The organism is Paenarthrobacter sp. Z7-10 (assembly GCF_026932795.1).
Lineage (GTDB): Bacteria > Actinomycetota > Actinomycetes > Actinomycetales > Micrococcaceae > Arthrobacter_M.
In genome coordinates, this window is record NZ_JADPVH010000002.1 from 68,744 (window position 1) to 95,107 (window position 26,364).

22 protein-coding genes, 1 tRNA gene and 1 pseudogene are annotated in these 26,364 nt (G+C 63.9%); 17 read left to right on the forward strand and 7 right to left on the reverse strand.

Translation table 11 applies throughout. The features are described from left to right. Positions 1-7: 7 nt before the first annotated feature. From acs to IV498_RS01125, 8 genes are all read left to right on the forward strand, one after another. Positions 8-2,041 carry an acetate--CoA ligase gene (gene acs / locus IV498_RS01090; protein ID WP_269044709.1) on the forward strand — a complete coding sequence of 678 codons (2,034 nt, stop codon included), beginning with the start codon at positions 8-10 and terminating at the stop codon, positions 2,039-2,041. 250 nt (positions 2,042-2,291) lie between these two features. Continuing rightward, a complete protein-coding gene (locus IV498_RS01095) occupies positions 2,292-3,617 on the forward strand; it encodes an ABC transporter substrate-binding protein (protein WP_269044710.1) in 1,326 nt (441 codons plus the stop codon). Between the two features lie 77 nt (positions 3,618-3,694). Beyond that, the gene (locus IV498_RS01100) at positions 3,695-4,657 is read left to right on the forward strand and encodes a carbohydrate ABC transporter permease (RefSeq protein WP_269044711.1); all 963 of its coding nucleotides are present in this window, start codon (positions 3,695-3,697) and stop codon (positions 4,655-4,657) included. Beyond that, positions 4,654-5,595: a carbohydrate ABC transporter permease gene (locus tag IV498_RS01105; RefSeq protein ID WP_269044712.1), complete on the forward strand. Its 942-nt coding sequence runs from the start codon at positions 4,654-4,656 to the stop codon at positions 5,593-5,595. Before IV498_RS01100 ends, IV498_RS01105 begins: the two co-directional genes overlap by 4 nt. Positions 5,596-5,675: 80 nt before the next feature. Continuing rightward, positions 5,676-6,464 carry a DeoR/GlpR family DNA-binding transcription regulator gene (locus tag IV498_RS01110; RefSeq protein WP_269044713.1) on the forward strand — a complete coding sequence of 263 codons (789 nt, stop codon included), beginning with the start codon at positions 5,676-5,678 and terminating at the stop codon, positions 6,462-6,464. 84 nt (positions 6,465-6,548) lie between these two features. Then, positions 6,549-8,729, forward strand: coding sequence for an alpha-galactosidase (locus IV498_RS01115; RefSeq protein ID WP_269044714.1), 2,181 nt, complete (start codon positions 6,549-6,551; stop codon positions 8,727-8,729). Between the two features lie 9 nt (positions 8,730-8,738). Further along, positions 8,739-9,197: a type II 3-dehydroquinate dehydratase gene (gene aroQ, locus IV498_RS01120; RefSeq protein ID WP_269044715.1), complete on the forward strand. Its 459-nt coding sequence runs from the start codon at positions 8,739-8,741 to the stop codon at positions 9,195-9,197. Positions 9,198-9,376: 179 nt separating this feature from the next. Then, on the forward strand, positions 9,377-9,760 hold the full coding sequence (locus tag IV498_RS01125; RefSeq protein ID WP_442951255.1) for a hypothetical protein: 384 nt from the start codon (positions 9,377-9,379) through the stop codon (positions 9,758-9,760). 53 nt (positions 9,761-9,813) lie between these two features. Here IV498_RS01125 and IV498_RS01130 read toward each other — a convergent pair. After that, a pseudogene (locus IV498_RS01130) lies at positions 9,814-10,987 on the reverse strand (MarP family serine protease). A gap of 244 nt (positions 10,988-11,231) precedes the next feature. Here IV498_RS01130 and IV498_RS01135 point away from each other — a divergent pair. Further along, a complete protein-coding gene (locus tag IV498_RS01135) occupies positions 11,232-11,909 on the forward strand; it encodes a Crp/Fnr family transcriptional regulator (protein ID WP_269044717.1) in 678 nt (225 codons plus the stop codon). A 56-nt stretch (positions 11,910-11,965) separates the two neighbouring features. On the opposite strand, the gene IV498_RS01140 is transcribed toward IV498_RS01135, so the two are convergent. From IV498_RS01140 to IV498_RS01150, 3 genes are read right to left on the reverse strand one after another with little or no spacing between them, the layout of a single operon-like run. Then, on the reverse strand, positions 11,966-12,937 hold the full coding sequence (locus IV498_RS01140; protein WP_269044718.1) for an NUDIX hydrolase: 972 nt from the start codon (positions 12,935-12,937) through the stop codon (positions 11,966-11,968). After that, positions 12,921-13,418, reverse strand: coding sequence for a RidA family protein (locus tag IV498_RS01145; protein WP_269044719.1), 498 nt, complete (start codon positions 13,416-13,418; stop codon positions 12,921-12,923). The genes IV498_RS01140 and IV498_RS01145 overlap by 17 nt, the downstream gene beginning before the upstream one ends. A gap of 2 nt (positions 13,419-13,420) precedes the next feature. Further along, on the reverse strand, positions 13,421-13,576 hold the full coding sequence (locus tag IV498_RS01150) for a DUF4177 domain-containing protein (RefSeq protein WP_009359196.1): 156 nt from the start codon (positions 13,574-13,576) through the stop codon (positions 13,421-13,423). Between the two features lie 36 nt (positions 13,577-13,612). On the opposite strand from IV498_RS01150, the gene IV498_RS18780 reads away from it, so the two are divergent. From IV498_RS18780 to IV498_RS01175, 6 genes are all read left to right on the forward strand, one after another. Further along, positions 13,613-14,767: a transglycosylase domain-containing protein gene (locus IV498_RS18780; RefSeq protein WP_330059135.1), complete on the forward strand. Its 1,155-nt coding sequence runs from the start codon at positions 13,613-13,615 to the stop codon at positions 14,765-14,767. Between the two features lie 27 nt (positions 14,768-14,794). Next, complete coding sequence (locus IV498_RS18785) at positions 14,795-15,934, forward strand: penicillin-binding transpeptidase domain-containing protein (protein ID WP_330059136.1); 1,140 nt, start codon at positions 14,795-14,797, stop codon at positions 15,932-15,934. 6 nt (positions 15,935-15,940) lie between these two features. Continuing rightward, the gene (locus tag IV498_RS01160; protein WP_269044720.1) at positions 15,941-16,921 is read left to right on the forward strand and encodes a metallophosphoesterase; all 981 of its coding nucleotides are present in this window, start codon (positions 15,941-15,943) and stop codon (positions 16,919-16,921) included. Between the two features lie 206 nt (positions 16,922-17,127). Continuing rightward, positions 17,128-19,026, forward strand: coding sequence for an ABC transporter ATP-binding protein (locus tag IV498_RS01165; RefSeq protein WP_269044721.1), 1,899 nt, complete (start codon positions 17,128-17,130; stop codon positions 19,024-19,026). Beyond that, positions 19,023-20,906 carry an ABC transporter ATP-binding protein gene (locus IV498_RS01170; protein WP_269044722.1) on the forward strand — a complete coding sequence of 628 codons (1,884 nt, stop codon included), beginning with the start codon at positions 19,023-19,025 and terminating at the stop codon, positions 20,904-20,906. Before IV498_RS01165 ends, IV498_RS01170 begins: the two co-directional genes overlap by 4 nt. Positions 20,907-21,065: 159 nt before the next feature. Then, positions 21,066-21,142: transfer RNA gene (locus tag IV498_RS01175), tRNA-Pro, on the forward strand. Between the two features lie 179 nt (positions 21,143-21,321). Here the strand turns inward: IV498_RS01175 and IV498_RS01180 are convergent. After that, entirely contained in the window at positions 21,322-21,534 is a 213-nt protein-coding gene (locus IV498_RS01180; protein WP_269044723.1) for a hypothetical protein, read from the reverse strand. 136 nt (positions 21,535-21,670) lie between these two features. Here IV498_RS01180 and IV498_RS01185 point away from each other — a divergent pair, with 136 nt between their 5' ends. Further along, complete coding sequence (locus tag IV498_RS01185) at positions 21,671-22,915, forward strand: helix-turn-helix domain-containing protein (RefSeq protein ID WP_269044724.1); 1,245 nt, start codon at positions 21,671-21,673, stop codon at positions 22,913-22,915. Positions 22,916-22,945: 30 nt separating this feature from the next. Here IV498_RS01185 and IV498_RS01190 read toward each other — a convergent pair whose 3' ends face one another. Together IV498_RS01190 and purD are read right to left on the reverse strand one after the other, a co-directional pair. Then, on the reverse strand, positions 22,946-23,860 hold the full coding sequence (locus IV498_RS01190; protein WP_269044725.1) for a phosphoribosylaminoimidazolesuccinocarboxamide synthase: 915 nt from the start codon (positions 23,858-23,860) through the stop codon (positions 22,946-22,948). Next, the gene (gene purD / locus IV498_RS01195; RefSeq protein ID WP_269044726.1) at positions 23,857-25,224 is read right to left on the reverse strand and encodes a phosphoribosylamine--glycine ligase; all 1,368 of its coding nucleotides are present in this window, start codon (positions 25,222-25,224) and stop codon (positions 23,857-23,859) included. Before purD ends, IV498_RS01190 begins: the two co-directional genes overlap by 4 nt. Before the next feature lie 129 nt (positions 25,225-25,353). Between purD and IV498_RS01200 the strand changes: the two genes are divergently transcribed. Then, entirely contained in the window at positions 25,354-26,358 is a 1,005-nt protein-coding gene (locus IV498_RS01200) for an asparaginase (RefSeq protein WP_269044727.1), read from the forward strand. The last annotated feature ends 6 nt before the right edge of the window (positions 26,359-26,364 follow it).

Here is a 26,364-nt window from a genome sequence, read left to right on the forward strand (position 1 = left end):
CTGAACAATGTCGCAGGACAATGCCGGATCGCCTGTCGTAAGCGCCGCGGACCAGGCGCAGGAGCATCCCGGTGATGCGCTGGAAAACCTACTGCATGAAAACCGCCGGTTCGCGCCAACACCGGAGTTCGCCGCCGCCGCGGTCGTCCAGGCCGGCGAGTATGACGACGCCGCGGCGGACGCGCCGGCCTTCTGGGCCAAGCAGGCACGCAGCCTGCTCAGCTGGAGTAAGGACTTCAGCCAAACCCTCGACTGGTCAAACCCGCCGTTTGCCAAATGGTTCGCCGACGGCGAGCTCAACGCTGCCTACAACGCCCTGGACCGGCACGTGGAAAACGGTTTGGGCGATCGTGTGGCAATCTACTTCGAGGGCGAGCCGGGTGACACCCGGACCTACACCTACGCGCAGCTGACCGAGGAGGTCAAAAAGGCCGCCAACGCGTTCGAAGCCCTCGGCCTGGCCAAGGGGGACCGGGTAGCCGTCTACCTGCCGATGATTCCCGAGGCCGTCATTACCCTGCTGGCCTGCGCCCGCATCGGCGCCGTGCATTCCGTGGTCTTCGCCGGGTTCTCCGCCGAGGCCCTGCGCTCCAGGATCGACGACGCGGAAGCCAAATTGGTCGTCACCGCGGACGGCACCTACCGGCGCGGCAAGCCCAGCGCCCTCAAGCCCGCCGTCGACGATGCGCTGCAGAAACCTGGCCATACCGTGGAGCACGTCGTGGTGGTCAAGCGCAACGGTGAGGACGTGGCTTGGACCGAGGGCCGGGACGTCTGGTGGGATACCACGGTGGGGGCCGCATCCGCTGAACATACCGCCGTCGGCCATGAAGCCGAGCACCCGCTGTTCATCCTCTACACCTCCGGCACCACCGGCCGGCCCAAGGGCATCCTGCACACCACCGGCGGCTATCTGACTCAGGCCGCCTACACGCACCGGGCCGTGTTCGACCTGCACCCGGAGACCGACGTGTACTGGTGCACGGCCGACGTCGGCTGGGTCACCGGCCACACCTATGTCGCCTACGCGCCGCTCATCAATGGCGCCACCCAGGTGATGTATGAAGGCACCCCCGACAGTCCGCATCAGGGGCGCTGGTGGGAATTGGTTGAAAAGTACAAGGTCTCCATCCTCTACACCGCGCCGACGGCGATCCGCACCTTCATGAAATGGGGCCGCGACATCCCGGGCCAGTACGATCTGAGCTCCATCCGGGTCCTCGGATCCGTCGGCGAGCCGATCAACCCCGAGGCCTGGATGTGGTACCGCGAGGTGATAGGCGCCAATGCGGGCAAGCAGGGGCAGAAGAAGGACCATCCGGCTCCCATCGTGGACACCTGGTGGCAGACCGAGACCGGTGCCATCATGGTGGCCCCGCTGCCAGGCGTGACGGCCACGAAGCCAGGGTCGGCGCAGGTGCCGCTGCCAGGCATCGCCGTCGACGTGGTGGACGAAATGGGCCAGCCGGTCTCCAACGGCGCCGGTGGTTATCTGGTGCTGCGCGAGCCGTGGCCCTCCATGCTGCGCGGCATTTGGGGAGATCCCGAGCGGTACAAGGACACCTACTGGTCGCGTTTCGAGACGATGTATTTCGCCGGGGACGGCGCCAAAAAGGACGACGACGGCGATGTCTGGCTGCTCGGGCGGGTGGACGATGTGATGAATATTTCCGGCCACAGACTCTCCACAACCGAGATCGAATCCGCCCTGGTCAGCCACCCGTCCGTGGCCGAGGCGGCCGTCGTCGGCGCGGCGGACGAAACCACCGGTCAAGCAGTGGTGGCCTTCGTCATTCTGCGCGGCTCGGCCAAGGACGACCCCGACATCGTCACCACTCTGCGCAACCACGTTGGCAAGGAGATCGGTCCGATCGCCAAGCCGAAAACCATTTTGGTGGTACCGGAACTGCCCAAAACCCGCTCCGGCAAGATCATGCGCAGACTGCTGAAGGACATCGCCGAGGGCCGGGAGGCCGGAGATGCCACCACCTTGGCGGACAGCACGGTGATGTCACAGATCTCGGATTCACTGCGAAAATAGTCCTCACCGACAGCGAACACCCCGGTTGCCCTGCGCTTCCGGGGTGTTCCTTTTTCCATCCCAGTCCTTAGCTCTGCAACACCATTTCCAACAACTCCATCCCGTGACGGTGCCGCTGCCCGACGACGTTTACCTGACCGTTACTTAATGATCGAAATTTTTTTCTTTTGGGCATTGACGTTCGATTTTGAGCGATTATGATGGTGTAATGTGATCTGCTTCACAGCTTGGTGACTTCAAGGGAGAAATCATGGCAACTTACCATCCGCGGTCGTCCGCCGGCTTTGGCGGGGCAGGAATGGACCGCCGAACGCTGCTGAAATCATTGGGGGTCGGTGCCGCCGGCCTGGCCGGAGTTCCGCTGCTGGCTGCGTGTACGGGCGGCTCGGCCCCCGGAAGCGCCAGCGGCGGAGCCTCCAAATCGCTGACGTTCGGGTCGGGTGCCTCCGACGCGGTCCCGAAGGCCGGCTATAAGGCCGTCACTGATGCGTTCACCAAAAAGTCCGGCATCACGGTGACCACCAATACGGTGGCCCACAATGACTTTCAGAACAAAATCAACAACTACCTGCAGGGCAGTCCGGACGACACGTTCACCTGGTTCGCCGGCTACCGGACGCAGTACTACGCGGGCAAGGGCCTGCTCGCACCGATCGATGACGTCTGGGAAAAAATCGGACCCAACTTCTCCGACGCGATGAAGAAGGCCTCCACCGGCCCGGACGGCAAAATGTACTTCGTCCCCAACTACAACTACCCCTGGGGCTTCTTCTACCGCAAGAGCCTGTGGACCTCGAAGGGCTACGAGATTCCCACCACCTTCGACGCGCTCAAGACGCTCTGCGCCAAAATGAAAGGTGACGGCATCATCCCGATCGAGTTTGCCGATAAGGATGGCTGGCCGGCCATGGGCACCTTCGACTACATCAATATGCGGCAGAACGGATACCAGTTCCATATGGATCTGGCCGCGCACAAGGAGTCTTGGGACCAAAAGAAGGTCAGCGACGTCTTCGACACGTGGAAGGCTCTGCTGCCCTTCCAGAATCCCGGAGCATTGGGCATGACCTGGCAGGATTCGGCCAAGTCCCTCGGCGCCAAGAAGTCGGGCATGTACCTGCTCGGGTCCTTCGTCACCCAGCAGTTCACCGACAAGACCACGCTGGCCGACATCGGGTTCTTCCCGTTCCCGGAGATCGCCATGGAAGGCCGGGATGCCGTGGAGGCACCCATCGACGGTCTGCTGCTGTCCAAGAAGGGCGGCCAGAACCAGGCAGCCCGCGACTTCATGGCGTTCATGGGTACCGCCGAGGGGCAGAACGCCTACGCGGCGGTTGACCCGTCGAACATCGCCACCGTCAAGGGAGCCGACACTTCCTCCTTCACGCCGCTGAACAAGACGTGCGCCGAGGTGATCGCAAATGCCAAGAGCATCAGCCAGTTCTTTGACCGCGACGCCCTGCCCGCGATGGCCAACAACGTGATGATTCCTGCCCTGCAGACCTTCATCAAGGACGGCACGGTGGATGTGAAGAACCTCGAGGCGCAGGCGAAGACGCTTTACGCGGCCCAGTAACACCAGCAAGGACGGCCCGCTGTCCTGCCCGTGCGGCAGGGCAGGGGGCCAGCCGCCCGCAGAAGGGAACGTTAGCCATGAGTTCCACAACAGGGTCGCCCATAGCGCCCGTCACCAGCGCCGCCATTGCCAAGCCGCCGCGATTCCGGCGCGTCCGCCGATTGTCCCGCCGCGACAAGGTGGTTCTGAGTTTTATGGTGGGAATCCCCACGCTGATCCAACTCGTGCTGGTCTGGATCCCGACGCTGCTCTCCATCGGACTGTCCTTCGTGCGTTGGAACGGCCTGGAACTTTCCGACATCAAGCCGGTCGGCGTGGACAATTACAGCTACGTCTTTCAGGACTATCCACCCTTCTGGCCGGCGGTGCAGCACAACATTCTCTGGCTCCTGTTCCTGGGAATTATCGGCACGCCCCTGGGTTTGCTGCTGGCCGTGCTGCTGGACCAGCAGATCCGCGGCAGCAAGATCTACCAAAGCATCTTCTTCATCCCGGTGATGCTCTCGCTGGCCCTGATCGGCATTATCTGGCAGTTGTTCTACCAGAAGGACAACGGCCTGCTGAATTTCCTGCTCGGCACCTCCGGCACTCCGGCCGCCGTCGACTGGTTCGGCGACTCGCGGGTAAACATCTGGGCTGCGCTGGTGGCGGCCACCTGGCGCCATTCCGGTTACGTCATGATCCTGTACTTAGCCGGGCTCAAGGGCGTTGACCCCTCGTTGAAGGAGGCCGCGGCGCTGGACGGGGCCAACGGAAGCCAGACGTTTTTCCGCGTCGTGTTTCCGGCTATGGGACCGGTGAACATCGTGATCGTCGTGATCACCATCATCGAATCCCTGCGGGCCTTTGATGTCGTCTACGTCATCAACCGCGGGCTCAATGGCCTGGAACTTATCAGCGCGCTGGTCATCCAAAACCTCATCGGCGAGGGGCAGGTGATAGGTGTCGGTTCGGCGTTGGCTGTGATTCTGCTCGTCGTGTCGCTGGTGCCGATCACCTTTTACCTCTCGCGGGTCTTCGGAAAGGAGAAAGCAAAATGAGCGGCCTCACTTCAGCTTCCCAGCAGTCTGCCTCCCCGGTTTCGGGACGCAGACGAAAGGTCGACGGCGTCGTCCGGCAGGGCGGCCGGCCCGCCCGGCACTACGGCACGCACATCTTCCTGACTGTGATGGCGGTGGTCTGGCTCATTCCCTTGGCATGGGCACTGTTCACGGCGCTGCGGCCCAAAGCCGACACGGACAAATACGGCTACTTCAGCCTCGGCGGAGCATTTAACTTCGGCAACTTTATCCAGGCCTGGAATCAGGGCGGATTCCCGAAGTACTTCGTAAACTCGCTGATCATCACCATTCCGACCGTTCTGCTGACCTTGTTCTTCGCCTCGATGATGGCCTTCGCCGTCAGCCGGGTGAACTGGAAGTTCAACATCACGCTGCTGATCATGTTCACAGCCGGTAACCTGCTGCCGCCGCAGGTGCTCGCCGCGCCGCTGTTCGAGATGTTCAAGCACCTGACGCTGCCGTATTGGTTCAGCGATTCGGGCACCCTGCTCAACACGTACATTAGCGTCATCGCCGCCAATACGGCCTTCCAGATTGGCTTCTGCACCTTTGTGCTGTCCAACTATATGAAGGCACTGTCCGCGGATCTCACCGAGGCCGCCCTGGTCGATGGCGCCGGCATCTGGCGGCAATACGCCTCGATCGTCCTGCCGCTGTGCCGGCCGGCGCTCGCTGCACTGGCCACCTTGGAAGTCATCTTCATCTACAACGACTACTTCTGGCCGCTGCTGTTCATTCAAAGCGGAGACCGGCTGCCCGTCACCACGGCAATCAACAACCTGCAGGGCGTTTTCCTCTCCAACTACAATTTATTGGCTGCCGGTGCCACGATCACGGTGATTCCGACCCTGATTGTCTACCTGCTGCTGCAGCGTCAATTCGTAGCCGGCCTTACCCTCGGAGCGAGCAAGGGATAGCAGATGGCACATGTCGGCCAACCCCATGTCCCGGCTCCGCACCGGTAGTCCATACCTTTCCCACCGAAGCGAGGAACTCCATGCTTGCCGACGCACGACGCTCCGCCATCGTGACCGCGGTGTCACGCGAACGCATCGTCCGCGTCTCCGATCTGGCGGAGATGTTCGGCGTTTCGCTGATGACCGTGCGCCGCGATATCGATGTGCTGGACGAGGCGGGTCTGCTGGAGAAGATCCATGGCGGGGCCAAAATCCATGGCAGCGCCAGCACCCACGAACCCGGTTTTGAGCTCAAGTCGACTCAGGCGCAGGAGGAAAAAGACGCCATTGCCGGCGAAGCGGCCCTGCTGGCGCAAAACGGAATGGCGATCGGGCTCAGTGCCGGAACCACCACCTGGGCGCTGGCCAAACTGCTGTGCCAGCGCCAGGGGCTGACTATTGTCACCAACTCGGTGCGGATAGCCGATGTTTTCCACGCCGCGGGCGCTAAGTCCACGGTGATCCTCACTGGCGGCGAGCGCACCCCCTCGGATGCACTGGTCGGGCCGGTGGCCACGTCCTCGCTGAGCCAGCTGCATCTCGATCTGCTTTTCCTGGGGGTGCATGGCGTGGATCCGGAGGCGGGGTTCACCACACCCAACCTGCTGGAGGCGGAGATGGACCGGGCACTGGTGGCCGCGTCCCGCAAAGTGGTGGTGCTGGCCGACTCCACCAAGTGGGGCACGTTGGGCATCAGCACCATCGCCGCGCTCGAGGATGTGGACGAGGTGATCACGGATTCCGGACTGGGGGTGGAGGCACAGCGGATCCTGCGGGAGAGGGTGGGCCGGCTGCGGCTGGTCCGGGTGCCGCAGCGTGAAAGCGCGTGAATTGGGCCGGAGGGCTGCTGCGGTGCACCACATTGGCCACCCGGCGGCCGCACTCAACCATCAACCGAGCCAAGGATAAGTCCGATGGAACCCCTGTACCTGCGCTCCGAAGGCACCAGTGTGCTGATCGGCTTCGACACCGGAGAGCCCGCCGTGCTGCACTGGGGCGCGGACCTGGGACCGACGCTTCCGGACCTGGCGATCCTCACCGGCCCGGTCCCGCATTCGGCGCTGGATATTCCGGTGACTCTCGGCCTGTTGCCGCAGGCCTCCTCCGGCTGGCGCGGTCGGCCGGGGCTGCGCGGACACCGCACTCCGGACGGCAGTGGTTTCTCCGCCCGGCTCCGCGTCACGAATGTCCGGATCGAAGCCGCCATCCCGTCCGGAGGAGGGCAAAGCGGGCGCATCACCTCGGCGGATCCAGAGCTGGGGCTGACGGTTGTCAGCGAGTTGACGCTGCACTCCGGAGGGCTGCTGGAACTTCGGCATACCCTGACGAACGACGGCGGAACGGACTACGCGCTGGACGAACTTTCCGCTGTGCTTCCGGTAGGTTCTGACGGAACCGAGATCTTGGACCTGACCGGCCGCTGGTGCCGTGAACGGCATCCGCAGCGGCACCCCGTCCGGCAGGGCACCTGGGTCCGAAGCGGACGGCACGGGCGAACCGGGCACGATTCATCCCTGCTGCTGGCCGTCGGGTCTTCGGGCTTCGGCAACCGGCAAGGCAAGGTCTGGGCCGCGCATTTTGGCTGGAGCGGTAACCACGAGGCCTATGTCGATGCTGCAGCGGATGGCAGGACCGTCCTCGGCGCCGCCGAGCTGCTCGGATCCGGAGAGATGGTGCTCGCACCGGGCGAGTCCTACGCCACGCCGGCGCTTTTCGCGGCCTATTCGGACCGTGGCCTCGATGGTATTACGGCCGCATTCCACGACTGGTTCCGGGCCCGTCCGCGGCACCCCGCCACACCCAGACCTGTGGTCCTTAATACGTGGGAGGCAGTCTACTTCGACCATGATCTGGGCCTCCTGACGGAGCTGGCCGATTCCGCTGCCGAGCTGGGAGTGGAACGTTTTGTGCTGGACGACGGCTGGTTTCGGAACCGCCGCGGCGACCGCGCCGGACTCGGCGATTGGTATGTGGATACGGGCATCTGGCCCGAGGGGCTGCACCCACTGGTAGACGCAGTGACTAGCAAAGGGATGCAATTCGGGCTCTGGGTGGAACCGGAAATGATCAACGTCGATTCAGACACGGCCCGTGAGCATCCAGACTGGATCGCCGGGCCGGCCGCCGAAAACTGGCCACACCGGAGGCCGGTGGAATGGCGTCACCAGCAGGTTCTTGATCTGGTGAATCCCGCGGCCTGGCAGTACATTTACGATCGAATCCACGCCCTGCTCACGGAGTATCCGATCTCCTACCTGAAATGGGACCAAAACCGCGATTTGCTCGAGATGGGCCACGCCGGCCGAGAATCGGTGCATGAGCAGACCCTGGCTGCCTACCGGCTTTTCGACGCCCTGAAGACGGCCCACCCCAAGGTCGAAATCGAAAGCTGTTCCTCCGGTGGCGCCCGCGTCGATTTGGGAATCCTGCAGCGGGCAGACCGCGTCTGGGCCTCGGACTGCAACGACGCGCTGGAACGCCAGATCATCCAGCGCTGGACCACAATGGTGGTGCCACCGGAACTGGTGGGTTCGCATATCGGCCCCACCACCTCGCACACCACAGCCCGCACTTCCGAGCTCTCGTTCCGCGCCATCACGGCTCTCTTCGGGCACTTTGGCATGGAATGGGATATCCGGTCCGTGGCCGGCACCCAGAGGGAAGACCTCCGAGCCGTCATCCAGCTCTATAAAACATTCCGGTCCCTGATCCACTCCGGACGGATGGTGCGGGCCGACCTCCCGGACCCGTCACTGCTGCTGCACGGAGTGGTCTCCACGGACGGCTCCGAGGCCCTGTTCGCGTTCGTGTGTATGTATACCTCCGATGCCGAGGAACCCGGCAGGATTCCCTTTCCGGGGCTGAAGCCGGAGCTGACCTACCGGGTAAACGTTATCTATCCGACCGACGGCTCCGGCTACCTGCAACAATCTGCCCCGGCATGGTTGACCGGCGGAGCCACGGCGACCGGCCGTTTCTTGGCGGAAGTAGGACTGCCCATGCCCATCCTCAATCCGGAGCATGCCATCCTGCTGCAGCTCACAGTTGCGGCAGGCAACCCGGACATCGATCCGGCCGGAGCACCGGAGCACTAGGCTTGAACCATGAACGACGAAACTGCCGCCGCCGGAAATATCCTGGTCCTGAACGGTCCCAACCTGAATCTGCTGGGCACCCGGGAACCCGCGGTCTACGGCAGCAGCACCCTCGAAGACGTGCAGGAACTCGCCGCCGCGGCCGCCCGGTCATTTGGTTTTTCCGTGGAATTCCTGCAGTCCAATCATGAGGGCGTGCTGGTGGATGCTCTGCACGCCGCCCGGACCACGGCGGCAGGGATTGTCATCAACGCCGGTGCCTACACACATACCTCAGTTGCCATCCGGGATGCGTTAGCCGGAATCAGCCTGCCCGCCGTGGAAGTGCACATCAGTAATGTGCATAAACGTGAGGAGTTCCGGCACTTCTCTTACCTCTCCGCCGTGGTCGACGTCGTCATTGCCGGTGCGGGCATCCACGGCTACGAATTGGCCATCAACTACCTCGCCTCGGCGCTGCGCCACTGAGTGCGGCCCTCCTAAGCTGGCGCACTAAATCGGGCCAACACAGTCGAGCCTGCCAAGTCGGGCCACATAATTGAGCCAGCCAAATCGAGCTAGCATAAAGGATGGACATGCGAGAGAAGGAAAGCCTGCGGCTGCGCTGCCTCGGCGGGGCAGTCGGAGGACTGGCAGCTACCGTGGTCATGACCACCGGCCTGACATTTTCGGATCGGCTCGGAGTCAGGAACCGGCAGCCACCGCGGAAGATTGTCCAGGCGGCCCTTCCGGACCTGCCCAAAGATACTTTGGATACTGTCGCCGTCGTCACTCATTTCGGTTATGGCGCGGCTGCTGGCGCCCTTTACGCTGCGGCCATCCCCGCCAGGTTTCGGAATCCGGCCACCGGAACGGGCTATGGGCTGTTGATTTGGGCGCTGGCCTATGAAGGCTGGCTCCCGGCGCTGGGCGTCGTTCCGGCCGCGCACCGGGAGAAATGGAGCCGCGCGCTCACCATGTTGCTGGCACACGTCCTTTATGGTGCAACCCTGGGCTTGGTTGGCAAGCTGCGCATTCCCACCAGCAGCTGACGCACCTCCGCTGAAGATGCGGCTGCTTGCGGTGCAACTGTTGGACGCTGCAGCTATTTGCGGGTGCAGCTGCCGGAGGACACCTGCTGGTTTTCCGACGCCGCGTCGTGGGCGACAGGTGCCAGTTCCTTGAGTGTGAAGGCATACCCAACCGGAGCGTTCGTGGTCGATTTGGCGAAGACCACGCCGACCACGCCGCCGGAGCGATCCAGCAATGGGCCACCGGAATTTCCCGGCTGCACATCGGCCGCCAGTTGATAGACCTCTTCCGGAAGAATAGATGTCGGGCACCATCATTTGCGCCACCGTCTGGACGGTGGCGGGCTTGGACTGGAACGGCCCGCCGTGCGGATAGCCGGCGAAGGCTGCCGCCGATCCGGCATCCAGCTGGCGGCCGAGCTGCAGCGGCTGAACCGCCAAACCATCCACGGCTATCACGGCAAGGTCGTGCTGCGGGTCGAACTCCACCACCCGTCCGGGCAGGGCACCACCACCCGGGACCTCCACCACCGGCTGATTGACGCCCGCCACCACATGGGCGTTGGTCACCACACGGCCCGGCGCCACCACGAATCCTGAGCCCGTCTGGTTCTGGCCGCACTGATAGGCCGTCCCGGTTATCTTCAGCACGGATTGAGACGCGGCATTGAGGGCTGACGTGTTCGTGCTGGTGGTTGGCGGAGCCATCGGTGCGGCCGGTCCCAGCTGGTTGAACAGCTGTGGGATGCCGTCATTGAAGACGGCGGAGCGCAGCTGTGCCACAGCGGTCTTCACCGGGATCGGCGTGAGGTTATCGATGGACCGAATGACCTTGGACTGGCTGATTTGGCTTGAAATGACGGGTATGCCCAAGTTGGAGACGCTGAAGGCGAGCAGCGAGAGCATCAACGCACCAACGGCCAAGCTGAGCGCGCCGCCGAGGATGCGGTCAACGGCACGGATCGGGCGCACCCGGACGCGTCGGGCCATCAGGCGGCCAAGCCGGACCCCGAGTCCATGACCCAGCGCCACGAGCGCAAGCGCGACGGCGACGACGACGGCGGTCCGCCAGGCGCTGTCCGCCACCAAAGAGCTGACGAAGGGGATGGCGAAGAATGCCGCAGCGGCCCCCGCCACGAACCCAACGATCCCGCCCAGGCTGACCACCAGCCCGGCCCGGAGGCCATACAGCACCTGGCCGAGCAGCCACAAAAGGAGCACCAGGTCCAGCAGCGTGAATCCGAACATGGCCATACCTTTTCCATTTCTGCAGCTGCTGCCTCGGGACCTCCCCGCAACTGCCGAGTTTACCGGCACCGGCTGACAATAACCTCGATGTTGGCCCTTGCTGCTGAGGCCGCCGGCCCCGGAGCCGGCGGCCCTCGGCGCGGCCGCAAATGCCAACTTGGTCACAAATTGGACAAAATTCTGAAACAATCGAACCAAGACCAACACAGAAACATTGAGTAGACACTTTAATTCAGGAGAATTCATGGACATCGAGGTACTTCGCCGGGCACCACTGTTTGCCACGCTCGACGACGAAGCGTTCCGGCTGCTGACGGACGAGCTGACCGAGGTGGACCTGTCCCGCGGCGCCTCGGTCTTCCGTGAAGGAGACCAAGGCGACCAGCTCTATTTCATCGTCTCCGGCAAGGTCAAGCTGGGCCGTACTTCCACCGATGGCCGCGAATCCCTGCTGGCTATTCTCGGCCCGGGCGAGCTCTTCGGCGAAATGGCCTTGTTCGACCCGAGCCCCCGCACCGCCACGGCTACCGCCGTCTCAGAAACCCGGCTGGCCGGTTTGAAGAACGAGAGCCTGAACGCCCTGCTGCGCAACCGGCCCGAAGTCTCCGCCCAACTGCTGCAGGCCCTCGCCCGCCGCCTGCGCCGGACCAACGACAATCTCTCCGACTTAGTCTTCTCCGATGTTCCCGGTCGGGTTGCCAAGGCGCTGTTGGACTTGGCCGACCGCTTTGGCCGTCCCGCCACGGACGGCATCCTGGTGGCACACGAACTGACGCAGGAAGAGCTGGCCCAGTTGGTCGGCGCATCCCGCGAAACCGTCAACAAGGCCCTGGCCGAGTTCGTTCAGCGCGGCTGGCTGCGGCTGGAGGCGCGCGCCGTCGTCATCCTCGACGTCAACCGGCTCCGCCAGCGCAGCCGCTAAGGCCGGACGAACAGCTCAAAAGCAGACGCCGGCCACTGACAGTTGGCAGCCGCTGACTACCGCTCGCGGCAGGGCGCACCTTCGGATTGCGGCGCCACATCAACCTCGAGCAGGAACTGCGGACCGGTCCGCAGTTTGTCAGCGCCGGCGTCGTCCGAGCTGACGTCGGCGCCGGCCTGGACCAGCCGAGGCTGATAGGCCTTCATCTGCCGTGCGTGGTTCAGGTAGGCGATGCAGCCGCGCGCGGCCGCGATTTTTTCCAAGATGATTTCGCAACCGGGAACGGTCAGCTCGGGCAGAGTCAGTCCCGCTGTGTTTGGTTGACCGATCTCGTCGCCGAGGGCACGTTCTCCGCGGCCCGCGACCAGCTCAGCGGCATTGGCCCAGCGCGCCCACACGCCCTTGCTGGAAAGCATCGACGGTTTCTGGTTGACTGGTGCGGCAGCGGCAAAATACCGGGTGTTGAAGCGGCGATGGGCGAAATCCGGGCTGATCCAATTCACCAGCGGCTTGAGCAGATCGGTGCGCAGTCCCAGCCCCGTTTTCGCCAGCAGTTCGGCAAAGGTCTTCTCCTGGCTGGCTATCGCCTCGCGCGCGCTCATCCATTCCGGTCCCTGCGAACCTTCCACCAAGGACGAAGCATCAGGTCCGGCCAGCAGGATGCCGGTTTCCTCGAAGGTCTCCCGGATCGCGGCCACCACGTGCCGGCGGGCCAGTCCCACGTCGTCCATACCCATGCTCTTGGCCCACATCGACGGCGACGGGCCCACCCAATCGACGCCGTCGTCGTCGGCCGGTTCGATGCTGCCACCGGGGAAGGCGACGACACCCAAAGGCGAGCCGCCGGGCCGAAAACCCAGATACGTTTCCAGGCCCCTGGGGCCGTCTTTGAGCAACACGAGGGAGGAGGCGAAGCGCGGTTTGCTCGGAGTGCGGGCGCCAAAATCCACCCAGCTTTGCGCCGCGGCGACTTGGTCAGGCAGCAGGGGGAAGAGCCGCTGGGCAGCGGGCCTACTGGAACTCTGCAATCAACTCAACCTCGACCGGAGAATCCAATGGCAGGACGGCGACGCCCACGGCGGATCGGGCATGGACCCCGGCGTCTCCGAGGACCTGTCCGAGCAGCTCGGAGGCGCCGTTGATGACGCCCGGCTGGCCCGTAAAGGTCGGCGCGGAGGCCACGAAACCCACCACTTTGACGATTCGGGTAATGCGGTCCAGATCGCCGATAACGCTCTTGACGGCGGCAAGGGCATTGACGGCGCAGATGGCAGCCAGGGACTTGGCGTGCTCGGCCGAAACTTCGGCCCCGACCTTGCCCGAAGCTGGCAGTTTGCCATCAATAAAGGGCAGCTGTCCGGAGGTGTAGACGTGGTTTCCGGAGATCACCGCCGGCACGTAGGCAGCCACGGGGGCGGCCACCGCGGGCAGCGCAAGCCCCAGTTCCTTTAGGCGGGTTTCGACGGCGGAGGTAACGGCCGTCGTCGTTGGAATGTCGCGCTCAGACACGGTTACTGCTTCTCCCTTTTAAGGTAGGCCACAAGACCGTTCCCGTCGGGCCCGGGAACCACCTGCACGAGCTCCCAGCCATCCTCACCCCACTGGTCCAGAATCTGCTTGGTGGCGTGGATGATGAGCGGAATAGTGGCGTACTCCCATTTGGTCATGAGCTAAAGCGTAGTCCTTACCGGTAAACTGGGAAAATGGCAGCTCGGAAAAACCCTATATTCAACACGGCGACCACTTTGGGGAAGATCCTCGGATTCCTTGCGGTGAGCGCCGTGTGTGGTGTCCTGGTGGCCGGGCTCATGGTCCCGGCCGTTGCAGTGACCGGTACTACCGCGAGCAACTCCATCAGTTTCTTCGACCAGCTGCCCAGCGAACTGAAGATTGACGCGCCGTCGCAGTCCACCAAGGTGCTGGCCAACGATGGCTCCGTCATCGCCACGTTCTACGACCAGAACCGTGTGCAGGTGGGCCTGGATCAGATGTCCCCGTTCATCAAGCAGGGCATCGTTGCCATCGAGGACTCACGCTTCTACGAGCACGGCGGCATCGACAGTACGGGTATTTTGCGCGCGCTTGCCGCGACGGCGCAGGGTGACCGGCAGGGCGCTTCCACGCTGACGCAGCAGTACGTCAACAATGTGATTATCCAGACACAGGTGGCCAACGGGCACACCGATCAGGTGAAGCTGGGTTCGGAAAAAACCATCGGGGACAAGGTGCGGGAGATGAAACTCGCCATCGCCCTGGAGAAGAAGTACTCCAAGGACGAGATCCTCAAGGGCTATCTGAACATCGTCTACTTCAACAACGGCGCCTACGGCATCGAGTCCGCGTCCAACCTGTACTTTGGCGTACACGCGAAGGACCTCACCCTGCCGCAGGCCGCGCTGCTGGCCGGCGTGGTGAACAGCCCGTCCTACTACGACCCGATCAAGAACCCAAAGAACGCGCTGACCCGCCGCAACGCCGTGCTGGACCGGATGCTCCAGCAGCACAAAATTTCGCAGAAGCAACATGACGACGCAATCAAGACCAAGCTCGCGTTGAACGTGCAGCAGACCAAGCCGGGCTGTATTTCGGCCAACAGCGCGCCGTACTTCTGCGACTACGTGCGGCACCTGATCGTCAACAACTCTGCCTACGGCGCAACCGCCGAGGACCGCCAGAAGCTGCTGGACCGCGGCGGGCTGACCATTAAGACGACGCTGGATCCCCGGCTGCAGGCCGCGGCACAGAAGCAGGTCAATGACACCCAGCCTGCCGCCGACCCGAGCCAGAAGGGCACCGCGCTGGACACCATTGAGCCGGGAACCGGGAAAGTCCTGGCCATGGCGCAGAACACGGTCTAGTCGAATACAACTGCGCCAGGCCACACAGTGATCAACTTCAGCGTGGATCAGGTCAACGGCGGTGGCACCGGTTTCCAGCCCGGCTCCACTGTCAAGACCGTAACCTTCGCTGAATGGCTCAACGAGGGCCACTCCATGAATGAGACGGTTGACGCCAGCCAGCGGATCTATCCCGCAGACTTCCCCTGGAAAGCAAGTTGCAAGCCGGACCAGCACTTTTTTGGCGCGTATGACAACACAGGAACGGACGGGCCGCCACTTCCCAACGACGAGTCGGGGTGGTACCGAAAAATGACAGTCCGGGAGGGCATCGTTCACTCCATCAACACCGCCACGTTTGCGTCCGCAGCCGAGCTGGACCTGTGCGGCATCAACGCCATGGGCAAGGCGATGGGTCTGCACAGCGCCACCGACGGTTCTGCCTTGGACTGGACCGTACCCGGCATCTCCAGTTTGATCGGCGGCGGCAAGAATGTGGCTCCGCTGACCATGGCCAACGCCTTCGCAACCTTCGCCAGTGGCGGGATCCACTGCAATCCGACAGCGATCACCGCCGTCACCGACAGCCAGGGCAAGAAGTACCCGGTCCCAGGGCCGGACTGCAAGCAGGCCATCAATCCGGATGTGGCCAAAGGCGTGAATTATGCACTGCAGCAGGTCATCACCAAGGGTTCCGCCTACGGGCTCGACATTGGCACTCCGGCTGGCGCCAAGACCGGCACCACCGATGCTTCCAAGCAGACATGGATGATTGGCTACACTCCGAAGCTCGCAACTGCTTCCTGGTGGGGCTGGTGGAAGGACGGCGCACGTCAAGACGCCCTGGATTACACGTACAAGGGAAAAACATATGACCAGGTGGATGGTGCCTACATTGCCGGTCCGCAGTGGCAGAACTACATGAAGCAGGCCATTACGTTCTACCCAAGCGGGGACTTTCCAGCACCGCCAGAAAGCACCATCGCTTATCCGTCCTCGCACCAGGACGACGCGCCCAAGCCGCCGGACAACGGAGCGCCAGTGAGTTCACCGCCAGCCGACACGACGCCGTCGAACGCGCCGCCATCGGACGCTCAGCCCTCGAAGGCTCCGCCCAGCTCACCGCCGGCGAGCGCACCGCCAGCCGACAAGGGCAAGGGTAACGACGCCAAGCCCAGCAAGCCGTAGCCCGCGATGTCCGACACTTCGCCAGCAGCCTCACCATCGAGCCCGACGACGACGGGTTGGCTCACCGGGCTGGCTGTCACGGCAGCCGCCGGGGCCGTCGTCGCCGGGGCCGGTGCTGCCTACGGTGCCCTGATTGAACGCAACCGGTTTGAAGTACGCCACGAGACGGTCGCATGCCTGCCGGCCGGATCCTCGCCCGTTCGCGTCCTGCACCTGGCCGACATTCACATGAGCCTGGGACAGAAAAGGAAGACCGACTGGCTCCGCAGTCTGGCCAGCCTTCGGCCCGATCTGGTGGTTAATACCGGCGATAACCTCAGTCACGTCAAGGCCATCCGGCCGCTGCTGGATGCCCTCGGTCCGCTGATGGAATTTCCTGGAGTCTTCGTTCCCGGCTCCAATGACTACTTCGCTCCGGTGCCGAAAAATCCTGCGGTATACCTGCTCGGGCCAACAAAGCTCAAGGATGGGCAGACAGCCCGTCAGCCAAAGAAGCTGGATACGGAAAAGATGCATGCCGGATTTGGCGCCGCGGGATGGGTCAACCTGACCAATCGGAACCAGTCCGTGGTCATGCACCGCATCCGCTTCGACTTCACCGGCGTCGATGATCCGCATATGGAACGGGATCGATTTGCCGGCTGGCCCGCTGGGTCCAAGTACCAGACCCGGGCTCCGCACGTTCGGATCGCGGTCACTCATGCACCCTATCAGCGGGTGTTGGACCGCTTCACAGCCGCGGGTGCCGACCTGATTCTCGCCGGGCACACCCACGGCGGCCAGGTGTGCGTTCCCGGCTACGGTGCACTGATCAGTAACTGCGACCTGCCAACGTGGCGCGCCAGGGGCCTGACCGACTGGGAATACGACGGCCACAGCACGCCGCTCAACGTTTCCGCGGGAATCGGCACCTCACGCTTCGCGCCGGTCCGGTTCGCCTGCCCACCGGAAGCAGTCCTGCTCACCCTGACCGCCCGGGGCGCCTAACCTTGCCGCTGGCCAAGCCGGCTGGCTGCGGGAGGTTGGCAGGAATAAGCCGTCGGCTTTCGCCGCGGACGGTGAGACGGATCACCAAACGGGCATAGGCTGGTTACTTAGGGTAATTACCGGTGGTCAAGTAACTCATCCCTGACACGCGCCAAAGCAACCCCGTCGCGTGACCCGACAACTGACATGGTCCCAGAGAAGTTGGCATGGCGAAGCAGACAACCTTATTCCAATCCCTCAGCCGGCTTTATCCGCACCTTCGCCCCATTCTTCCGCGCCTGCTCATGGGGCTGCTCTCCGCGCTGGCGGCCAGCGTCGTGGCACTGATCATTCCGCAGGTGTACCGCGTTCTCATCAACTCCGGCCTGCACCAGGGCGGTGAGACCGGCAGCGTGTGGGCGGCAGCCGCCGTCGTGCTGGTCCTCGGCGTGCTGGAGGCAACCTTCGTGGCGCTGCGCCGCCAATTCGTCATTACGCCCGCCACCACGGTGGAAACCGCCATGCGCACCTCCTTCTACCGGCACCTGCAGGGCCTGGCCGTGGCGTTCCACGACCGCTGGGGCTCCGGTCAACTGCTCAGCCGCTCGATGAGCGACCTGAACTTCATGCGGCGCTGGATGGCTTTCGGCGCCATTATGCTGGTGGTCACCTCGCTCACCGTCACGATCGGCGTGGTGCTGATGTTCACGCTGAGCCCGGTGCTTGGGCTGATTTTCCTGGCCGCCGCGGTGCCAATTGTGTTGTTTGGGTTCCGCTTCCGCACCAATTATGGCCGGGTCAGCCGCAAGAGCCAGGACCAGGCCGGCGATCTGGCCACCACGGTGGAGGAGTCCGTGCACGGCATCCGGGTACTGAAGGCCTTCGGCCGCGGCCGGGAAGCCTTGGATGCCTTTGCCGGGCAGGCCGAGGAACTGCGGCAGACGGAGATCCACAAGGCGAAGTCGCTTGCCCTGTTCTCCCTGATCGTCACCCTGCTGCCGGAACTCGCACTGGGTTCCGGACTGATTGTGGGCATTCTTTTTGTCGCCCATGGCTCGCTGACCGTTGGGGCGCTGGTGGCCTTCTTCGCCACCGCCGCCGTGGTAGCCGGGCCGGTGGAGGCCATGGGTCCGCTGATGGCCATGACACTGAGCGCTAAAACGGCCGTGGACCGGCACTACGAAGTCATGGATTCCATCAACACCATCACCGACCCTCCGGATCCGGTGCAGCTGCCGTCCGTGCACGGGGATCTCACATTCCGCGACGTGCACTTCGCGTACCAGGACACGGCCCCCGGTTCGCCCGACGTGCTCAATGGCATCGATTTGGAGATCCGTGCCGGGGAGACCATGGCCTTGGTGGGCGTGACGGGCTGCGGCAAGAGCACGCTGCTGGCACTGGTGCCGCGGCTGTATGAAGTCACCGGTGGGTCCGTGATGATCGACGGCGTTGATCTGCGTGCGCTCTCCGTGCAGGAGCTGCGCACGCATGTTGCGGTGGCCTTCGAAGACACCACTCTGTTCTCCAATTCGGTGCGCGAGAACGTGCTCCTGGGTGCCGCCGAACATCCTGGCCTGTCGGCGGACCAGGTGCTGGATCAGGCTCTGGACGTGGCGCAGGCGCACTTCGCCTACGCACTTCCGGACGGCGTGGACACGCTGATCGGCGAGGAGGGTCTGAGCCTTTCCGGCGGCCAACGGCAGCGCATCGCGCTGGCCCGGGCCATCGCCGCCCGGCCGGCGGTGCTGGTCCTTGACGACCCGCTCTCCGCCCTGGACGTCAACACGGAGGAACTGGTCGAATCGCGCCTGCGTGAGGTACTGCGGACGACGACGACGCTGATCGTCGCGCACAGGCCCTCAACTGTGGCGATGGCGGACCGGGTCGCGCTGATGGAGAACGGCCGGATCACCGCCGTCGGAACTCATGCCCAGCTGTTGGCCGGCAACGCACATTACCGCTACGTCCTGGCCAGCCTCACCGAGGAGCCGAAGGACCTGGACAGTGACATGGAGGCAGGTGACGACATGGCGGAAGCCGACGTCGGTGCCGGTGGGATCGACGCCATCGAAGACCTGACCGGACTCACTGGGCTGAACGACGCCGAAGAGGTAAAAGCATGAGCACCAGCACGCAACACAAGGTCCCACAGGCTCCGGTCACGGGCACAGCCGGTGAGGACCGGGTTCTTCTCAGCAAGGCCGACAGCAAGGCGGTCCGGCAGCGCTCGGTGCGGCTGCTGGGTTCCCTGATCCGGCCGTCCCGCCGTCGTTTCGCCTGGACCGTGGTCCTGGTGGTGCTCTCGCAGGCCACCCGGGTTTCCGGCCCGCTGCTGATCGCCTTCGGCATTGACCATGCGCTGCCCGCCCTTACCGGCGCGGCAGGGGCAGCGGACCCGTGGCCGCTGATCCTGGCCGGCGCCGGTTACATCCTTGCTGCGGTCGCGACGTCCGTACTCACGGCCTCCTACGTTACCTCCACGGCACGGCTCAGCCAGTCGATGCTGCTGGACCTGCGCGTGCGCGTCTTCCGGCACACCCAGCGCCTGAGCCTCGAATTCCACGAAAAGTACACGTCCGGTCGCATCATTTCCCGCCAGACCTCGGACCTGGAGGCCCTGCGCGAGCTGTTGGACTCCGGCGTTTCGTCCCTTGCGTCGGGCATGGTGTTCATGGTTTTCACGGCGGTGACCATCTTCACCCTGGACTGGATCACCGGGCTGCTGGTGCTCGCCGCGGGCGTGCCAATGTACCTGCTCTCGCGCTGGTACCAGAAGCGGTCCCAGCGGGCCTTCCGCGCCTCCCGCGTGGTGTCCGCCAAGCTCATTGTGCACTTCATCGAAACAATGACCGGGATCCGCGCGGTAAAAGCCTTCCGGCGGGAGGAGGACAACGCCGCCCGGTACGAGGAGCTGGCCGAGCATTACCGCACCGTCACTGTGCGTTCCATCAACCTCAACGGAATTTTCCAGCCGGGACTGGTGCTGATCGGCAACGTCACGGTGGCGGTGGTGCTGCTCGCCGGCGGTTTCCGGGTGCTCGACGGCGGCATCGCGGTGGGCGCGCTGCTGGCACTGCTGCTGTCCGCCAAGCGGTTTTTCCAGCCGGTGGACCAGATGGCCATGTTTTACAATTCCTTCCAGTCCGCTCAGGCGGCCCTGGAGAAGGTCTCCGGGCTGCTCGAAGAGGAACCCACGGTCCGGCCGCCCAAGAACCCCGTTCCGTTGCCCCATCCGCGCGGCGACATCGATTTCCACGAGGTCGAGTTCGGTTACGGCAGCGGCCCGGTGGTGCTGCCCACGATGAACCTGCACATCCCCGCCGGCCAGACCGTCGCCGTCGTCGGCAAAACCGGCGCCGGCAAGTCCACCCTCGCCAAACTCATTGCCCGCTTCTACGACGTCACGTCCGGCTCCCTCACGCTGGATGGTGTGCCGCTGCGCGATCTCTCCCCCGCCGACCTGCGGCGCGCCATCGTCATGGTCACCCAGGAGGCCTTCCTGTTCAGCGGAACCGTGGCGGACAACATCGCTCTGGGCAAGCCCGCGGCCACCCGGCGCGAGGTGGAGGCAGCCTCCCGCGCCGTCGGAGCGCACGATTTCATCGAGTCCCTGCCCAACGGCTACGACACGGACGTGAACAAGCGCGGCGGACGCGTCTCCGCCGGCCAGCGCCAACTGATCTCCTTCGCCCGGGCCTTCCTGGCCGCACCCGCCGTCCTGATCCTGGACGAGGCAACTTCCTCGCTGGACATTCCCTCCGAGCGGATGGTGCAGCAGGGCCTGCACAAGCTGCTAGGTGCCACCGACGACGGCGCCGGAACCGTCACTGCCGGGCGAACCGCGCTGATCATCGCCCACCGGCTCTCCACCGTGGCCATCGCCGACCGCGTGCTGGTGGTCCACGGCGGTCGGATCGTCGAGGACGGAACGCCCGCCGAACTGATCTCCGGGGGCGGCCGTTTCGCCGATCTGCACGGCGCCTGGCAGAGTTCGCTGGTCTAACCCAACTGACTAACAGATAACGCACTCATTCGCCGGAATGAGTGCGTTATCTGCCACTCAGTCTGAGCAGCGGGCCGCATTTCGCGATGAGGCACCCCATCGGCTATTCTTGAGAGGTTGCTTTTCCCGGTTATTTACCGCTGGGAACGGTCAATGGATCGGGGTGTGGCGCAGCTTGGTAGCGCGCGTCGTTCGGGACGACGAGGCCGCAGGTTCAAATCCTGTCACCCCGACCAGAATAGATAGTGGAGATGGCGTCGAGAAATCGGCGCCATCTTTTGTTAACTCCAGCTGACCAGTCGGCCCGACAATTCCCTCGGGCGCAACAGTGACTTCTGGATTCGGACAGCACTGTGCCCGAGCACCCCCAGGATACTCGGGCACAGCAGGAAAAGAATTTAGTTCAGAACATCGCCTAGCTGGCAGTGACGTTCGGCCAGTTACCTGTCGCAGGCGAAACGACATTCGGCCAGTTGCCCGTCGCCAGCAACACAGCATTAGGCCAGTTACCCGTCGCAGGCGAAACGACATTCGGCCAGTTACCCGTCGCGACGACGGCTCCTTGAGCCGAAATTGCACCGCCGGCAATGACTGCCGTCAACATCAGCGAAGTTGCGAGCTTCTTCATGAGACCACCCTTATTGTTTGGTTGAGTTGGTGTCGCACGTTTTCTACGTGTTGACAACAATTGTAAAATCGAGTGTAAACGAAGTGTCAAGTAAATTATAGGCCTTCGCCATTCCGGCGAGCCTCAGGAGGAACCAGTGGGCAACAGTTTCGGAGACCGGCTACGGACAGAGCGCCTGTCGCGGAGCCTAACGCAGGCTGAACTTGGTGGTGACCTGTACTCGGCCAGCTATGTTTCACTGCTGGAGAATGGCCGCCGGGAACCAACCCCGGACGTCGTCAAACAGCTGGCTAAACAGCTGCAACTTGCACCGCATGCCGTGCAGGAATGGACCAGCCCAGTTTCAGAAGAAGAAGCAGGGTACTTGCTCACGGCACTCTACGCGAGACAATCCTGGGATATGCGGGACTTCGTCGCTGCCGCAAAGCAAGCCCAGACCGCTGCCGGTATGGCCCAAGCCAATCGGGACACTGTCTCATGGTGGAACATGGCCTACCTGCAAGCCAGCTCACTGCTTGAAAACGCAGACTGCGAAGCCGCAAAGGAGACCATTTCCGAAGTGCTGCGGCATCCGCTATCACAGGAAACAGCCGGTTTAGCGGTGCGGGCAGAGCAGTTGCTGGCCTCCGCGTGTCTGGGGTTAGGGCAGTTGACCGAGGCCGTAGAGCACGCCGCAATTGCAGTGAGACGCGGCGCCACGCTCCCACACGAATCCAACGCCTACATCGCGGCCCTTCGCACGCTGATTGCGGCACTGGCGGAAAGCGGAAAATTGGATGAAGCGTGGGTTCATTGCCAGACACTCGCTGCCCTTGTCGATGACACCTTACTGCCCCAGCTCGCGGGGGAAATCTACTGGGTAGTTGGAAACGTGGCGTTTATGCGGCACGACGTCAAGGAGGGGCTGTCCAACCATGCACTGGCGGGACAACTGCTCTCTCCCGCCAGTGACCTCGCTTTGTGGGCGAGGTTTAATAAAGCGACGGCGTCAGTGAGGTTGTTCGCAGGCGTCGTAGAGCCAGACACATTGGTGGCCATCGAACGCGCGGAGCTTGCCCAATCCGTGGTTGGCGCCAATCCGGCCGACGTTTTGGAGGTGTCGCTCATCCGCGCGCAATGGCATTACCTTAATGGCGACATGAAGGAGGCCCTACAACTGCTGACCCGGCTGCGTGAGCACCGAGAGCAGCTTGCAAAGCACACCGCCGGCGAAGCAACTTTCCTCTTGGGCAGAACCCTGAAGGCCATGGGAAAGGGTCAAGAGGCGCTAGATATACTTACCGAGGCGAAAGAGCTCTTTTCCAGCGCTGGCGCAGCGGATAAGGCTTCGCTGGCGATGGACAGCATCTTGGAGATGCGGGCCGCTGGAAAGATTCACTAGCTATCGGCCGCGAGAATGCTTGGCGATCCGCTAAGCGAAGGCTCGCCCGGTGAGTTTCTCGTAAGCCTCGACGTAGCGCGCCCGGGTTTGCTCGACGACGACGGCAGGCAGCTGGGGCGGTGGCGCATCGGTCCCGCGGTCCCAGCCGGACTCGGGCCCACTGAGCCAGTCGCGGACGTACTGCTTGTCGAAGCTGGGCTGTGCGGCGCCGGGCTTCCACTGGACCGCGTCCCAGAACCGGGAGGAATCTGGGGTCAGCACCTCGTCACCCAGCGTAATGTTGCCGTTGGCCGGGTCTACGCCGAACTCCACTTTGGTGTCCGCCAGAATGATTCCGCGTTCCCTTGCGATCGACTCCGCGCGGGAGTAAATCGCGAGTGTCAGTTCCCGCAGGGCCTCGGCATTTTCCGACCCGACGGCCGTGGCCACGGCGCCGAAGGTGATGTTCTCGTCGTGTTCGCCCACCTCGGCCTTAGCTGACGGAGTGAAGATGGGCCGTTCCAGCCGGGACCCGTCCAGCAGGCCAGGGGGAAGCGGCAGGCTGCAGACGGTCTGGCTTTGCTTGTATTCGAGCAGTCCGGATCCCGTCAGGTATCCACGGGCGATGCATTCCACCGGAAACATATCCAGTTTCTTGCAGATCATGGCACGCCCCTCGACCTCGGCTGGCACGCCATCCGCCGCGGTGCTGCCGACCACGTGGTGGGCAACCTGGAGTTGATCGAACCACCACAGGCTCAGCTGCGTCAGGATGCGGCCCTTGTCAGGGATTTCGGTAGCCAGAATGTGGTCGTAGGCGCTGATCCGGTCGCTGGCCACGACCAGCAGCACGCCGCTCCCGGGTGCGGCACCGGAAGCGGGGCCGGCGGGTGCTGCGGATTCGTACAGATCCCGGACCTTCCCGGAGTAGATTTGCCGCCAGCCGGGCAGCTGCGGGGCGCTCATGCCCGTGCCGTCCGGACGCCGGCAGCTTCGGCTTCCGTTGCCTCGGTGGCTCCGGTCGCTGACACCGCCGGAAGAGCGCCGGTCCGCGGATTCGGAACCGAAATTTCTCCCCGCGCGGCCTTGGCGGCAATATCGCGCCGGTGCTGCGATCCGTGCAGATGGATCAGCGCCACGCCGTCGTAGGCCCGTTCGCGGGCCTCCTCCAGATCAAGCCCCATTCCCACTACAGCGAGCACTCTGCCGCCGGCGCTGACGGTCTTGCCGTCGTCGTCGAGCCGGGTCCCGGCGTGCAGCACGTGCACGCCCTCCAGCGCGTTAGCTTTGCGCAGGCCGCGAATCCGCTGTCCGGTGCGTGGAGCGTCCGGATAGTTTTCGGACGCGACGACGACGGCGACAGCGCTTTCGGGTGCCCAGCGCAGGTCCTCCGCTTCATCCAGGGCCCCCTTGGCCGCGGCCAGCAGCAGCCGGCCCAGCGGGGTGCGCAGCCGGGCCAGCACCACTTGCGTTTCCGGGTCGCCAAAACGGACGTTGAACTCGATTACCCTGGTGCCGCGCGACGTCAGGGCCAGGCCGCAGTACAGCACTCCGATAAAGGGCGTGCCCCGGTGCGCCATCTCATCGACGGTGGGCTGAGCGACCCGGGCGATGACTTCATCCACCAGCCCTGCCGGCGCCCAGTCCACCGGGGAATAGGCGCCCATGCCGCCGGTGTTGGGACCCTGGCCCCCATCGAAAATGCGCTTGAAATCCTGTGCGGGGGCCAGCGGAACCACGGTACGGCCGTCACACAGGACGAACAGCGAAACCTCGGGGCCGTCCAGGAACTCCTCGATCACCACATCGCCGCCGGCGTCAAAACAGGTCTGCGCGTGGGCAAGGGCCTCGTCCCGATCCGAGGTCACCACCACGCCTTTACCGGCAGCCAGACCGTCGTCCTTGACTACATAGGGGGCGCCGAAGGTATCCAACGCGTCCTCGGCTTCAGCGGCATTGCTGGCCACCCTTGCCATCGCGGTGGGCACACCTGCCTCCGCCATGACCTGCTTGGCGAACGCTTTGGATGCCTCCAGCTGGGCCGCATCCTTCCCCGGACCGAAGACCGCGATGCCCGCATCGCGGACGGCGTCAGCCACGCCGGCGGCGAGTGGAGCCTCGGGACCAACGATCACCAGGTCGACGCCGAGCTTAGTTGCCAGCGCGGTGACTACCGCCGGTTCATTGGCATCGATGTCGTGGGTGGGAACCAGCCGGCCGATGCCGGCATTGCCGGGGGCCGCGTGGACCTCTGAGACATTCGGATCGCGCAGCAGGGAACGGACGATGGCATGTTCGCGGCCGCCGGGGCCTATGACTAGAACCTTCACGCTTCAAGGGTACTTTGCCCCGTGGCCAGCAGCTCAATAGGTGACGGGGTCCAGGGTGCCCGCTGCCCCGAGCAGTTGCTCCGTGCGGGAGTGCCCGCGCTCCCCGCACAGTCTGCATAGACTGACAACATGTCTCAAACATTCTCCGCCGACGCCGCCGTCGAGCTCGCCGTCCTGGAACGCAGTGGGTTCATCGAATCCCGACATGTGGGGTCCGCCGTCGTGCTGGCCGGCGATGGCTCAGTCGTCACTTCCCTGGGCGACATCACCGGTCCGATCTTCCCGCGTTCCTGCCTCAAGCCGCTGCAGGCATTGGGCGCCATGCAATCCGGGGTTCCGCTGCGCGGCGCGCAGGCAGCGCTGGCCTGCGCCAGCCACGTCGGGTCCCAGGATCACATGGATGTTGTGGAGGGCATGCTGCAGGCCGCGGGTGTGAAGGAGCAGGATCTGGGCTGCCCGTCGGATTGGCCGCAGGATGAAGAGGCCCGTAACTGGCTGGTCCGGGCTGGGCGCGGCAAAACCAAGCTGGCGATGAACTGCTCCGGTAAACATGCCGCATTCCTGTGGGCCTGTAAGGAAAATGGCTGGGACCTGAAGTCCTACCTGGAGCCGAACCACCCGTTGCAGCAGCGCATCTTCTCGGTGATCGAGGAATACACCGAAGAGAAGATCTCGCATATTGGCGTGGACGGCTGCGGAGCCCCCGTCACGGCGTTCTCCCTGACCGGGCTCGCCCGGGCCTACTCGAAGCTTGCGCAGGCACCTTCGGACGGCAATGCCAGTGCCCGCGCTGCGACCATCGCGACGGCGATGCTGGACTACCCGTGGGCAATTCAGGGCCATGGCAAGCCGAACACGATCGTGATGCAAGAGTTGGGTGTGCTGGCCAAGTTCGGGGCTGAGGGGGTGCTCGCGATGGCTACCTCCACCGGTGCCGCCGTGGCGGTCAAAATGCTCGATGGCAACGGGCGCGGGGCCACGCTCGTGGGTCTGACCCTGCTGGCGGCGGCTGGGGCTCTGGACGTTCCTGGTGTGGCCAATGTGCTGGAGCGGGTGGTGGAGCCCATCACCGGAGGCGGACGACCGGTGGGGAGCCTGCGGTTGGGCACCGCGGTTTCGGCGTTGCTGGACTAGCGCTTA

What these genes read in the sequence shown, in the direction of transcription:
- IV498_RS01125 (WP_442951255.1), top strand. Translation starts at nt 9,377, where the DNA reads ATGACCACCGGCCTGACATTTTCGGATCGGCTCGGAGTCAGGAACCGG.
- IV498_RS18780 (WP_330059135.1), top strand. Translation starts at nt 13,613, where the DNA reads ATGGCAGCTCGGAAAAACCCTATATTCAACACGGCGACCACTTTGGGG.
- IV498_RS01170 (WP_269044722.1), top strand. Translation starts at nt 19,023, where the DNA reads ATGAGCACCAGCACGCAACACAAGGTCCCACAGGCTCCGGTCACGGGC.
- acs (WP_269044709.1), top strand. Translation starts at nt 8, where the DNA reads ATGTCGCAGGACAATGCCGGATCGCCTGTCGTAAGCGCCGCGGACCAG.
- IV498_RS01105 (WP_269044712.1), top strand. Translation starts at nt 4,654, where the DNA reads ATGAGCGGCCTCACTTCAGCTTCCCAGCAGTCTGCCTCCCCGGTTTCG.
- IV498_RS01190 (WP_269044725.1), bottom strand. Translation starts at nt 23,860, where the DNA reads ATGAGCGCCCCGCAGCTGCCCGGCTGGCGGCAAATCTACTCCGGGAAG.
- IV498_RS01200 (WP_269044727.1), top strand. Translation starts at nt 25,354, where the DNA reads ATGTCTCAAACATTCTCCGCCGACGCCGCCGTCGAGCTCGCCGTCCTG.
- IV498_RS01150 (WP_009359196.1), bottom strand. Translation starts at nt 13,576, where the DNA reads ATGACCAAATGGGAGTACGCCACTATTCCGCTCATCATCCACGCCACC.
- IV498_RS01160 (WP_269044720.1), top strand. Translation starts at nt 15,941, where the DNA reads ATGTCCGACACTTCGCCAGCAGCCTCACCATCGAGCCCGACGACGACG.
- IV498_RS01115 (WP_269044714.1), top strand. Translation starts at nt 6,549, where the DNA reads ATGGAACCCCTGTACCTGCGCTCCGAAGGCACCAGTGTGCTGATCGGC.
- IV498_RS01165 (WP_269044721.1), top strand. Translation starts at nt 17,128, where the DNA reads ATGGCGAAGCAGACAACCTTATTCCAATCCCTCAGCCGGCTTTATCCG.
- IV498_RS01095 (WP_269044710.1), top strand. Translation starts at nt 2,292, where the DNA reads ATGGCAACTTACCATCCGCGGTCGTCCGCCGGCTTTGGCGGGGCAGGA.
- aroQ (WP_269044715.1), top strand. Translation starts at nt 8,739, where the DNA reads ATGAACGACGAAACTGCCGCCGCCGGAAATATCCTGGTCCTGAACGGT.
- IV498_RS01180 (WP_269044723.1), bottom strand. Translation starts at nt 21,534, where the DNA reads ATGAAGAAGCTCGCAACTTCGCTGATGTTGACGGCAGTCATTGCCGGC.
- IV498_RS01110 (WP_269044713.1), top strand. Translation starts at nt 5,676, where the DNA reads ATGCTTGCCGACGCACGACGCTCCGCCATCGTGACCGCGGTGTCACGC.
- IV498_RS01135 (WP_269044717.1), top strand. Translation starts at nt 11,232, where the DNA reads ATGGACATCGAGGTACTTCGCCGGGCACCACTGTTTGCCACGCTCGAC.
- IV498_RS01100 (WP_269044711.1), top strand. Translation starts at nt 3,695, where the DNA reads ATGAGTTCCACAACAGGGTCGCCCATAGCGCCCGTCACCAGCGCCGCC.